Genomic DNA, 12842 nt, shown 5'->3' with positions numbered 1-12842 from the left:
CTCTCAGGATCCGTAGTACTTTCTTTAATTGCTTTGGTTTCTTCCTTATCAAATTTATCTGGTGGAAAAGGCTTCTTTCCGTGGTTTTCACGATCTTGATAGATTTCTTCTTGAAGACGTCCTTGATACGCTCGTGTTTCTTTACGAACGATATTCTTTTCAAATTTCCGTTTATTCGCACTGGCTTTCACATGTGTGGAATCCACGAAAGCGTGTTCTACACTTATTAACTTTTTATTAGCAGCTGTCATTAAAATGCGACAGAAAATCTGTTCAAACAGGTCTGTATCTTTAAAGCGTCGCTCATAATTTTTTCCGAACGTAGAGAAATGAGGCACTTTATCATGGAAACCATAGCCTAAGAACCAACGATAAGCCATATTGGTTTCAACTTCTTCAATCGTTTTACGCATGGAACGAATACCGAAGGGATATTGAATGAAAGTCAGTTTAACTAAAATAACTGGATCAATACTTGGGCGTCCTACCTCTGAGTACATATCTTTCACCAAGTCATAAATGAAAGTGAAGTCAATGGCAGCCTCCATTTTACGAACCAAATGGTTCGGTGGCACCAGTTGATCTAAAGTAATCATTTCAAGTTGATCTCGCTGAATAGAATCATGTTTAGAAAGCATCCTCATCACCTCAAGTTTTAATCCTTCAATTTTAAAACAAAAATGACTCCAGTCAAAAGTGTTCTATCTAAATGGTAAGACAAAGTTGATTGGAACGGAAGGTACGAGACTCCTGCGGGAAAAGCGCGTCTAGGGGAGACCCCGCAGGCAAAGCCGAGGAGGCTCCCCGACCGCCCGCGGAAAGCGAGTGCCTGGAGTGGAAATCAACGTCTAAATTGTACAGGCCATAAAAATAGACAAACTCGATCTTCATCGAGTTTGTCTACAGTCTGGGGCTGCATCCAATCCGATGCAGCCTTTTTTTATGCTTTACCTTACAATGATGCTTCTTTTGTAACTATTCTGTTGAATCTTGCATTTTCTATTGATATAATAAAAAATAGTGTATTGTGTCGACTAGTGGGAGTGAACGTCATGAATAGAGAAGAAAAATTAAAAAGACAATCAAAGATTCGTAACTTTTCCATCATCGCTCATATTGATCATGGTAAATCTACATTGGCGGATCGCATCATTGAAAAAACGAACGCTATGACTCAACGTGAAATGAAGAGTCAACTGCTGGATTCCATGGATCTGGAACGAGAGCGTGGAATTACGATTAAATTGAATGCAATCCAATTGAAATATAATGCGAAAGATGGCGAAGAGTATATTTTCCATCTGATTGACACACCGGGACATGTCGATTTCACGTACGAGGTTTCAAGAAGCCTGGCTGCGTGTGAAGGCGCTGTCCTTGTTGTCGATGCAGCTCAGGGCATTGAAGCCCAAACGCTGGCAAATGTGTATTTGGCTTTGGATAACAACCTGGAAATCATTCCGGTCATCAACAAAATCGACTTGCCAAGTGCTGACCCGGAAAGGGTGCGTGGTGAAATCGAGGAAGTGATCGGCTTGGATGCTTCCGATGCAGTCCTTGCTTCGGCTAAAGCCGGTATCGGAATCGAGGAGATTCTCGAGCAGGTGGTTGAATTGGTGCCGCCGCCACAGGGAGATCCGGATGCCCCTTTCAAGGCGCTCATTTTCGATTCACTGTTTGATGCCTATCGCGGTGTCGTTGCCTATATCCGTGTTGTCGAAGGTTCCATAAAAGTGGGCGACAAAATCAAAATGATGTCCACTGGCAAGGAATTCGATGTAACGGAATTGGGTGTCTTCAACCCAAAACCGCAACTGCTGGGTGAGCTGAATGTCGGCGATGTAGGGTTCCTTACGGCTGCCATTAAAAATGTCAGCGATACGACGGTGGGTGATACGATCACAAGTGCCGTCAATAGTGCGACAGAGCCGCTTCCGGGTTACCGGAAGATGAATCCGATGGTGTATTGCGGGTTATACCCAATCGATGCATCGAAGTTCAATGACCTAAGGGATGCTTTGGAAAAATTGGAATTGAACGATTCTGCGCTTCAGTTCGAGGCGGAATCATCGCAAGCGTTAGGCTTCGGCTTCCGTTGCGGATTCCTTGGACTTCTTCATATGGAAATTATCCAGGAACGGATTGAACGTGAATTCAAAATTGATTTAATCACTACTGCACCAAGTGTTATTTACGATGTTGTCCAAACGGACGGAACGGTTCTGAAGGTTGATAACCCATCCAACATGCCTGATGCCCAAAAGATTGAACGCGTCGAGGAGCCATACGTAAAAGCGACGATGATGGCACCGACGGAATTCGTCGGGACGATCATGGAAATCTGTCAAAACAAACGCGGTAACTTCATTGACATGGAATATATCGATGAGACACGTGTGAGCATTCATTATGAGATACCGTTATCGGAAATCGTGTATGATTTCTTCGATCAATTGAAATCGAATACGAGAGGCTATGCTTCATTCGATTATGAGTTGATCGGTTACAAACCGTCCAAGCTTGTGAAGATGGATATCCTGCTCAATGGCGAAACCGTCGATGCGTTGAGCTTCATCGTTCATAAGGATTTTGCCTATGAACGCGGTAAAGTCATCGTTGAAAAGTTGAAGAAATTGATTCCGAGACAACAATTCGAAGTGCCGATCCAAGCAGCTATCGGACAGAAAATCGTGGCCCGTTCCTCAATTAGTGCCATGCGCAAAAACGTATTGGCTAAATGTTACGGCGGCGATATATCTCGTAAACGTAAGTTGCTCGAAAAACAGAAAGAAGGTAAAAAGCGGATGAAACAGGTAGGATCCGTTGAAGTGCCGCAAGAAGCTTTCATGGCTGTTTTGAAAATGGATGATACGACACCGAAGAAATAAATAAAATTAACGATAGAGGGGAAAAGAGGGTAGAGTGATTCTAGCCTCTTTTTCTATCGACTCATTCGATTAAAGGTTGTGAACACGATGATTAAAAGCGCCTATCTCCATATACCGTTCTGTGAACACATTTGTCACTATTGTGATTTTAATAAAGTATTCCTGCAAGGGCAGCCTGTCGACGAATATTTACAGATGATGAAAAGGGAAATGGCCCTGCAGCTTGCCAAATACCCGACGACAGGATTGGATACCGTTTTCGTCGGCGGAGGGACACCGACCTCATTAGATGAAAAACAGCTGACATTCCTATGTGAAGCAATCAATGAAACCTTGCCATTCGAACCGAACAAAGCCGAATATACATTCGAGGCCAATCCAGGGGATCTTTCGAGGGAAAAACTCGAAATCCTGTATCAATCGGGTGTCAATCGACTTAGCTTCGGTGTGCAAAGCTTCAATGATGAATTGTTGAAACGGATAGGACGGACTCATCGGGCTTCCGAAGTGTACGAAACGATCCACCTGGCTCAGGAGGTTGGCTTCACGAATATCAGCATTGATTTGATTTATGGATTGCCTGGTCAAACGATGGCCGATTTTCAGGATACGCTGGATAAAGCCCTTGCCCTGCAATTGCCGCACTATTCCAGTTACTCATTGATCGTTGAACCGAAGACGGTTTTTTACAATCAGATGCGAAAGGGTAAATTGAACCTGCCGCCGCAGGAACTCGAGGCTTCCATGTATGAGAAGCTCATGGAAGATATGGAGAAGCAAGGTATCCACCAGTATGAGATCAGTAATTTTGCCCGGCCTGGTTTTGAAAGCCGTCATAATCTGACATATTGGGATAATGTGGAGTATTATGGCATTGGTGCCGGCGCGCATGGCTATACTGGAGGAAGGCGAGTGGCTAACCATGGCCCCGTGAAGAAATATATCACCCCTTTATTAGCAAATCAGCTGCCGGTTTTGGAGGAACATCAGGTCCCGCTCCATGAACGGATGGAGGAAGAAATGTTTTTGGGCCTCCGGAAAACAGAAGGAGTTTCAATCGAGAACTTCATGAATAAATTTTCTGTTGAAATGACCGAGATTTTCCGGAAACCGCTTCAGGAAGAAGTGGCAAAGGGCCTTCTAATGGTTGAGGACGGCTTCGTCCGCTTGACTGAACAGGGGAAACTGCTCGGAAATGAAGTGTTCCAATCATTTTTAGGTGTTGCCGAATCCGAGTAAAGGAAATCGCTTGTCATTTTAACGATGAATTACGGGTTTTCTTTGTTGACATCATTGGCTGCATTTGATAATTTATTAGTATATTAGCACTCAGAGAGACAGAGTGCTAACAGAGGTGATCATACATGCTAACTGATCGTCAATTATTGATTCTACAAGTGATAATCGAGGATTTTATCCATTCAGCCCAGCCAGTCGGGTCACGAAGCTTGTCGAAGAAAGATGAAATTACGTTCAGCTCTGCCACAATCCGCAATGAAATGTCTGATCTTGAAGAAATGGGATTTATAGAAAAAACCCATACATCTTCCGGCAGGATTCCTTCTGAAAAAGGGTATAGATATTATGTGGATCATTTACTTTCTCCTCAAGCTCCGAAAAAGAATGAAATGAAATTATTGAAATCCGTTTTTGTAGAACGAATTTATGAATTGGAAAAGATCGTTCAAAAGTCAGCGAAAATTCTTTCGGAACTGACGAATTATACGGCAATAGTGCTTGGACCGAAAGTGAATGAACATAAGCTGAAGAAAATCCAAATCATTCCCTTGAGCGCTGAAACAGCGATTGCCATCATCATTACCGATACAGGTCATGTGGAGAACCGAATGATTTCCCTTCCTCCTTCTTTCGATATAAACGAAATCGAAAAGATGGTGAACATATTAAATGCCCGATTGGTCGACGTTCCGTTAGTTGATTTAAAGGATAAGATATATAAGGAAGTGGCTGTTCTGTTAAGCCGCCATATTCAAAACTACGGATCGATGGTATCCGTCCTCGCGGATACCTTGACGGATACAAACCCCGAAAAAATATTTTTCGGCGGGAAAACGAATATGCTGAGGCAGCCGGAGTTCCATGATATCGCTAAGGTCAGCACGCTTTTATCCATGATTGAGCAGGAGCAGGGGTTTTATGATCTCATTACCCAAAACCCATCTGGCATCCACGTCAGGATCGGCCGCGAAAATCAAAACACAGTGCTTGATGATTGCAGCTTGATAACCGCAACTTATTCAATCGGACAGGAGCAAGTCGGCACATTAGCCATATTGGGTCCGACGAGGATGGAATATTCGAGGGTAATCAGTTTGCTTTCGTTTTTCTCGAAGGATTTGACTGCCCTCATGACAAAACTGTATCAAAAATAGGAGCAAAGGTAATATTGTTAAGGTGGCGGAGGGCAGCATCCCGTCGCCTGGCATAATACTTTAGCATAAATTGTATAACCCTTTTAGGGAGGTGAGATTGTGACAGATAATAAAAACGAAGAACAAACATTGGAAAATGAAACAATCGAAGAAAACGCTGCAGAAGCGGTTTTCGCTGAAGAAGAAATTCCAGCGGAGCAAAACCAGGATCCGGCTGAAAAGGATGAGCTTCAGTTGGCTCAGGAAAAGATTGCCGAGCTTCAGGCAAAAATCGAAGAAATGGATAACCGTTACCTTCGTCTGCAGGCCGATTTTGATAATTCAAGACGCCGTGCCAAGCTTGATATGGAGGCGGCTCAAAAATATAGAGTTCAAAGTATTGCTGGCGATTTAGTGGAAGCCCTTGATAATTTTGAAAGAGCTACAAAAATCGAAGCGGAAAATGAACAAACGAAATCCCTGCTTTCGGGCATGGAAATGGTTTACAAGACGATTACGGACGCATTGGCCAAAGAAGGCATCGAGCCGATCAGCTCGGTTGGTGAAGAGTTCGATCCTCGTTTGCATCAAGCGGTCATGCAAGTCCAAGATGAAAACTTCGGTTCCAACATCGTCGTGGAGGAATTCCAAAAAGGATACCTGCTTAAAGACCGAGTGATTCGACCTGCAATGGTGAAAGTGAACGAATAAGCATTTTACATATAATTACTGGGAGGTAGTGAAACTATGAGCAAGATTATTGGTATTGACTTAGGTACAACAAACTCTTGTGTATCTGTACTTGAAGGCGGGGAACCAAAAGTAATCCCGAATCCAGAAGGAAACCGTACAACTCCATCCGTAGTGGCATTCAAAAATGGAGAAAGACAAGTAGGGGAAGTGGCAAAACGCCAAGCGATCACAAACCCTAACACGATCATCTCCATCAAGCGTCATATGGGTACGAACCATAAAGAAGTAATCGAAGGAAAAGAGTATTCACCTCAGGAAGTTTCTGCAATCATCCTTCAATACTTGAAATCTTATGCTGAAGAGTATCTTGGTGAGAAGGTTACAAAAGCGGTCATCACCGTACCTGCTTACTTCAATGATGCAGAACGTCAGGCAACAAAGGACGCTGGACAAATTGCCGGTCTTGAAGTGGAACGTATCATCAACGAACCGACAGCTGCAGCACTTGCATACGGCTTGGATAAAACGGAAGAAGATCAAACGATCCTTGTATTCGACCTTGGCGGCGGAACATTCGACGTTTCTGTCATGGAACTTGGCGATGGCGTATTCGAGGTTAAATCCACAGCCGGCGACAACCGTCTAGGTGGAGATGATTTCGACCAAGTCATCATCGACTACTTAGTGGAAGCATTCAAGAAAGAAAACGGAATCGACCTTTCCAAAGACAAAATGGCTGTTCAACGTTTGAAAGATGCAGCTGAAAAAGCGAAAAAAGATCTTTCCGGTGTAACGTCTACACAAATTTCATTGCCATTCATCACGGCTGGGGATGCTGGCCCGCTTCACTTGGATGTAACCATGACCAGAGCTAAATTCGATGAGCTTTCTTCAGGCCTTGTAGAACGCACAATGGGACCTACTCGTCAAGCGATGAAAGATGCGGGCCTTTCTGCTTCTGAAATCGATAAAGTCATCCTTGTTGGTGGATCTACACGTATTCCTGCGGTTGTTGAAGCAATCAAAAAGGAAATCGGACAAGAGCCAAGCAAAGGCGTTAACCCTGATGAAGTAGTGGCCATGGGTGCTGCGATTCAAGGTGGCGTATTAACAGGAGATGTTAAAGACGTCGTTCTTCTTGACGTAACTCCACTTTCACTTGGAATTGAAACGATGGGCGGAGTGTTCACGAAATTGATCGACCGCAATACAACGATTCCAACAAGTAAATCCCAAGTATTCTCGACTGCGGCTGATAACCAAACGGCTGTTGATATCCACGTTCTTCAAGGTGAGCGTCCAATGTCAGCGGATAACAAAACGCTTGGCCGCTTCCAATTGAGTGACATTCCGCCGGCACCACGTGGAGTTCCTCAAGTTGAAGTAACATTCGATATCGATAAAAATGGTATCGTGAACGTTCGTGCGAAGGATCTTGGCACAAACAAGGAACAAGCGATCACGATCAAATCATCTTCAGGCCTTTCTGATGAAGAAATCGACCGCATGGTACGAGAAGCGGAAGAAAATGCTGACAGCGATAAGCAACGTAAGGAAGAAGTGGAGCTTCGCAATGAAGCGGATCAACTAGTCTTCCAAACGGAAAAAACGCTTAAAGATCTAGAAGGCAAAGTGGACGAAGCGGAAGTGACGAAAGCGAACGAAGCGAAGGATGAACTGAAAGCTGCCATCGAGAAAAACGAGCTTGAAGAAATCCGCGTGAAGAAAGATGCACTGAACGAAATCGTTCAAGCATTGACCATGAAGCTTTATGAAGAAGCGGCAAAAGCTCAGCAAGCTGGTGAAGCTGGAGCTGGCGAAGCTGGTGCAAAAGACGATAACGTCGTCGATGCAGAGTACACAGAAGTTAACGAAGAAGAGAAAAAATAAAAAGTGACCCATCCGGGAAGCTGATATATATGGCAGCGTTTTTGGCCTGTCATTGTAGAAAAGTCAAAGTCAGGTTATCTTGGCTTTGGCTTTTTTACAATGAATGGTTTTCTCCATACAAACGCAGCCTGGGGAAATATGTGATTATAAGAAAAAAAGTGTGCAATTCGGCGCTGACGTTATCATTTGCAAAAAAGTGTCAATGCCGTTTGTACTTTTCTAGTTGATTATTATCTTCGTTCAGTGATAATATTACCTTTATGTGAATCGAATCGGGAGTGGATTTTAGATATGAGTAAACGTGATTATTATGAGGTGTTAGGCCTTTCGAAGAGTGCTTCGAAGGATGAAATCAAAAAAGCGTATCGCAAGCTCTCCAAACAATATCACCCTGATATTAATAAAGCGGACGATGCTGCGGATAAGTTCAAGGAAATCAAGGAAGCTTATGAGGTATTGAGCGACGAACAAAAAAAGTCCCATTATGATCAATTCGGACATACCGACCCGAACCAAGGATTCGGCGGCGGTCAGGACTTCGGCGGTTTCGGCGGTTTTGAAGACATTTTCAGCAGTTTTTTTGGCGGCGGCGGACGCAGGAGAGATCCTAATGCACCGCGTCAAGGAGCGGACCTACAATATACGATGACGCTTTCGTTTGAAGAGGCGGCATTCGGAAAAGATACCGAAATTGAAATTCCTCGTGAAGAGGATTGTGATACATGTAAAGGGTCAGGTGCCAAACCAGGGACTAAAGTGGAAACTTGTTCACATTGCCATGGAACTGGTCAATTGAATGTAGAGCAAAATACTGCGTTCGGCAGAATTGTGAACCGGAGAGCATGTCATCATTGTCAAGGAACAGGGAAAATCATTCCCCAAAAATGTTCAACATGTGGCGGCGACGGAAAGGTTCAAAAACGCAAAAAAATCCAAGTCAAGGTGCCGGCCGGAATTGATGATGGCCAGCAGCTGCGGGTAACCGGTCAAGGGGAACCGGGAATCAACGGCGGACCTGCTGGGGACCTATATGTGGTCTTCCATGTACGCAGCCATGAATTCTTCGAGCGGGACGGCGATGATATCTATTGTGAAATGCCGGTCACGTTTGCCCAGGCAGCATTAGGGGATGAGATCGAGGTTCCTACCCTGCATGGAAAAGTGAAGCTGAAGATTCCAGCAGGTACACAAACAAGTACCCGTTTCCGTTTAAAAGGCAAGGGTGTCCCGAATGTCAGGGGATATGGCCAAGGAGATCAGCATGTTGTCGTGTTGGTGGTCACGCCTAAAAAATTAACGGAAAAACAAAAGGACCTGCTTCGTGAATTCAGCGATATCAGCGGACAACCAGGTATAGATGAGCAAGAGGATGGCTTTTTCTCAAAAGTGAAGCGTGCTTTTAAAGATAGGTGAATTAAAGTAAAAGAAGAAATTGGGAGTTGGTAGACTATGAAGTGGTCTGAATTTGCAATCCAAACAACGAATGAAGCGGTTGAACCTGTTTCGAATATTCTTCATGAGGCAGGTGCAAGCGGTGTTGTCATTGAGGATCCTCTAGAATTAGTCAAAGAACGTGAAAACGTTTTTGGCGAAATCTATCACTTGAACCCAGATGATTATCCGGATGAAGGTGTATTGATCAAGGCGTATTTGCCCGTAAACAGCTTCCTTGGCGAAACCGTCGATGCCATTAAGGAATCAATTAATAATCTCCTTCTTTTTGATATTGACCTTGGGAAGAATATCGTTTCGATCAGTGAAGTGAATGAAGAAGAGTGGGCAACCGCTTGGAAAAAATATTATAATCCCGTCAAGATTTCCGAACGTTTTACCATCGTTCCTACATGGGAGGATTACACTCCTGTCAGCAGTGACGAACTGATCATTGAACTTGATCCAGGCATGGCCTTCGGAACAGGCACACATCCAACGACGGTCATGTGCATCCAAGCACTGGAGCGTACAGTGAGGCCAGGCGACCTGGTAGTCGATGTAGGAACCGGGTCTGGCGTATTGAGCATTGCGGCCGCATTGCTCGATGCCAAGCAGATCCAGTCCCTTGATTTGGATGAAGTGGCTGTACAATCCGCTACGCAAAATGTGCAGCTTAATAATGTACAAGATAGAGTGTCTGTTTCGCAGGGCAACTTGCTGGATGGTGTGCATGAACAAGCCGATGTCGTCGTGGCCAATATTCTTGCCGAAGTCATCATGCGCTTTACCGATGATGTAGCAAAAGTGGTTAAGCCAGGCGGATATTTCATAGCATCCGGAATCATTCAGCCGAAGAAACAAGATGTCAAGGACGCGATCACGGCATCCGGATTCACCATTGAGGAAACGGTCTTGATGGAAGATTGGGTGGCCATAATCGCAAAAAGGAATGGTTAATTGGAAAAGTTACTCTGATTATCGGGTAGTTGGATAATCAGAGTACCTTTTTTTAGCTTGAATCTTTGCATGGCTTGCACTCGGGAAACGGGATTGTTAGCCTGTAGGTTTTTTAGACTAGACGGAGTGGGTGGCAGTGTGCAACGGTATTTTCTTAACGACGAAGACATCAAAGGAAGCACGGTAACGATTTCAGGCGATGACTTTCACCATATCGCCAGGGTGATGAGGATGGCTCCGGGAGAGCGAATCATTACCGTGAAGGAAAACGGTATGGCGGCTGTCATGGAAATTTCGGAAATGACGGATGATGCGGTTATAGGAACTGTCATTGAATGGAAGAATGAAGAGAAGGAACTTCCGGTGAGGGTGGTAATCGCGAGCGGTCTGCCTAAAGGGGATAAGTTGGAATATATCGTTCAGAAGGGGACCGAACTTGGCGCCGCTGAATTTATCCCTTTTATTGCTGCTCGTTCGGTGGTAAAATGGGACCACAAAAAGGTAGGAAAGAAATTGGAGCGGCTCCAGAAGATTTCAAAAGAAGCCGCTGAGCAATCACATCGAACGGTCATCCCTGAAGTCAAGGAGCCGATGACGGCTGACCAGCTAGCTTCGCACGCTGCCGGGTTCGATCATAAATTAATCGCTTTTGAAGAAGAAGCGAAACGGGGGGAAACTTCCGTCCTTGCGTCCGTCTTGAAAGATATCACCGCAGGACAATCGATTCTTTTCGTATTTGGTCCTGAAGGTGGCTTGGCAGACAAGGAAATCGAAAAACTGTCCGCTGCCGGCTTTGTAGCTTGCGGCCTTGGACCAAGAATATTAAGAACTGAAACAGCACCTTTATATGCACTTTCCGCTGTTTCTTATCATGTAGAACTTTTGAGGTGATGAAAAATGGCAACGGTCGCTTTCCATACATTAGGCTGTAAAGTGAATCATTATGAAACAGAAGCTATTTGGCAATTATTCAAAACCGGGGGATATGATCGTGTTGAGTTTGAACATGCATCGGATGTATATGTCATCAACACATGCACCGTGACCAACACGGGCGATAAGAAGAGTCGCCAGGTCATCCGCCGCGCCATTCGTAAAAATCCGAATGCCGTCATCGCGGTAACCGGATGCTACGCCCAGACTTCGCCGGCGGAGATCATGGCCATACCAGGCGTGGATATTGTCGTTGGAACACAGGATAGGGTCAAACTTCTTGATTATATCGAGCAGTTCAAGGAAGAGCGTGAACCGATCAATGCTGTCGGCAATATCATGAAAAATCGTGTTTATGAGGAACTGGACGTACCTGCTTTTACAGATCGTACCCGCGCTTCGCTGAAGATCCAGGAAGGCTGCAATAACTTTTGCACTTTCTGCATCATACCTTGGGCGCGTGGCTTGATGCGTTCCCGCGATCCAAAGGAAGTCGTACACCAAGCTAAACAGCTTGTCGAGGCAGGATATAAGGAGCTAGTCTTGACCGGAATTCACACTGGTGGATACGGTGATGACTTGAAGGACTATAACCTGGCGATGCTTCTTCGTGATTTGGAACAGGTCGATGGGTTGAAGCGCATCCGCATTTCATCCATTGAAGCGAGCCAAATCACCGATGAGATCATCGAAGTGCTGACGAATTCGAAAAAAGTGGTGCGTCATTTGCATATTCCGATTCAATCGGGCTCCGATACGGTCCTGAAACGAATGAGGCGTAAATATACGATGGATTTCTTTGGCGATCGGATTGAAAAATTGAAAATTGCACTGCCCGGTCTTGCCGTTACATCAGATGTCATCGTCGGCTTCCCAGGGGAAACGGAAGAAGAATTCATGGAGACCTATAACTTTATCGAAAAATACAAATTCTCCGAGCTTCATGTTTTCCCTTATTCAAAACGGACAGGGACACCGGCGGCACGAATGGAAGATCAAGTGGATGAAGATGTCAAAAACGAACGCGTCCACCGTCTTATCGCGTTGTCCGATCAATTGGCCAAAGAGTATGCTTCCCGTTTCGAAGGGGAAGTCCTTGAAGTCATCCCTGAGACGAAGCTGGAAAATGGCCTTTATGAAGGCTACTCCGATAATTACATGAAAATCGTTTTCCCGGCTACGGAAGAAATGGTTGGAGAAATCGTAAAAGTGAAGATTACAAAATCTGGATACCCTCATAGTGAAGGTCAATTCGTGACGGTTATGAAAGATTTTCCATTGCAGCAAGCAGCAAATATATAAGACAGCGAATTACGCTGTCTTTCAGACTGTAGACAAACTCGATGAAAATCGAGTTTGTCTATTTTTATGGCCTGTACAATTTAGACGTTGATTTCCACTCCAGGCACTCGCTTTCCGCGGGCGGTCGGGGAGCCTCCTCGGCTTTGCCTGCGGGGTCTCCCCTAGACGCGCTTTTCCCGCAGGAGTCTCGTACCTTCCGTTCCAACCAACTTTGTCTTACCATTTAGATAGAACACTTTTGACTGGAGTCATTTTTGTTTTAAAATTGAAGTTTTAAAACTTGAGGTGATGAGGATGCTTTCTAAACATGATTCTATTCAGCGAGATCAACTTGAAATGATTACTTTAGATCAACTGGTGCCACCGAACCATT

The 12842-nt window shown here is 44.7% G+C and carries 10 protein-coding genes; 9 read left to right on the top strand and 1 reads right to left on the bottom strand.

The window, feature by feature from the left end; genetic code table 11:
- Positions 1-638 (bottom strand): transposase (locus AS888_RS20710; protein ID WP_185113146.1); only part of this gene is annotated, 638 nt, incomplete at its 3' end.
- Positions 639-1052: 414 nt separating this feature from the next.
- Here AS888_RS20710 and lepA point away from each other — a divergent pair.
- From lepA to mtaB, 9 genes are all read left to right on the top strand, one after another.
- Entirely contained in the window at positions 1053-2888 is a 1836-nt protein-coding gene (gene lepA / locus AS888_RS20705) for a translation elongation factor 4 (protein ID WP_061144001.1), read from the top strand.
- 87 nt (positions 2889-2975) lie between these two features.
- Positions 2976-4127 (top strand): radical SAM family heme chaperone HemW, encoded by a 1152-nt coding sequence (gene hemW, locus AS888_RS20700; RefSeq protein ID WP_061144000.1) that lies wholly within the window; start codon positions 2976-2978, stop codon positions 4125-4127.
- A 125-nt stretch (positions 4128-4252) separates the two neighbouring features.
- Positions 4253-5281, top strand: coding sequence for a heat-inducible transcriptional repressor HrcA (gene hrcA / locus AS888_RS20695; protein ID WP_061143999.1), 1029 nt, complete (start codon positions 4253-4255; stop codon positions 5279-5281).
- A 99-nt stretch (positions 5282-5380) separates the two neighbouring features.
- Positions 5381-5971 carry a nucleotide exchange factor GrpE gene (grpE, locus tag AS888_RS20690; RefSeq protein WP_061143998.1) on the top strand — a complete coding sequence of 197 codons (591 nt, stop codon included), beginning with the start codon at positions 5381-5383 and terminating at the stop codon, positions 5969-5971.
- A gap of 36 nt (positions 5972-6007) precedes the next feature.
- Entirely contained in the window at positions 6008-7843 is a 1836-nt protein-coding gene (dnaK, locus tag AS888_RS20685) for a molecular chaperone DnaK (protein ID WP_061143997.1), read from the top strand.
- Positions 7844-8134: 291 nt separating this feature from the next.
- A complete protein-coding gene (gene dnaJ, locus AS888_RS20680) occupies positions 8135-9256 on the top strand; it encodes a molecular chaperone DnaJ (protein WP_061143996.1) in 1122 nt (373 codons plus the stop codon).
- A 36-nt stretch (positions 9257-9292) separates the two neighbouring features.
- A complete protein-coding gene (prmA, locus tag AS888_RS20675; protein ID WP_061143995.1) occupies positions 9293-10234 on the top strand; it encodes a 50S ribosomal protein L11 methyltransferase in 942 nt (313 codons plus the stop codon).
- A 138-nt stretch (positions 10235-10372) separates the two neighbouring features.
- The gene (locus tag AS888_RS20670) at positions 10373-11125 is read left to right on the top strand and encodes a 16S rRNA (uracil(1498)-N(3))-methyltransferase (protein WP_061143994.1); all 753 of its coding nucleotides are present in this window, start codon (positions 10373-10375) and stop codon (positions 11123-11125) included.
- Between the two features lie 6 nt (positions 11126-11131).
- Positions 11132-12469: a tRNA (N(6)-L-threonylcarbamoyladenosine(37)-C(2))-methylthiotransferase MtaB gene (gene mtaB, locus AS888_RS20665; protein WP_061143993.1), complete on the top strand. Its 1338-nt coding sequence runs from the start codon at positions 11132-11134 to the stop codon at positions 12467-12469.
- The last annotated feature ends 373 nt before the right edge of the window (positions 12470-12842 follow it).

Source organism: Peribacillus simplex, from assembly GCF_001542915.1.
GTDB classification, from domain to species: Bacteria; Bacillota; Bacilli; order Bacillales; family DSM-1321; genus Peribacillus; species Peribacillus simplex_B.
This window is presented reverse-complemented; position numbering and strand designations above follow the sequence as displayed.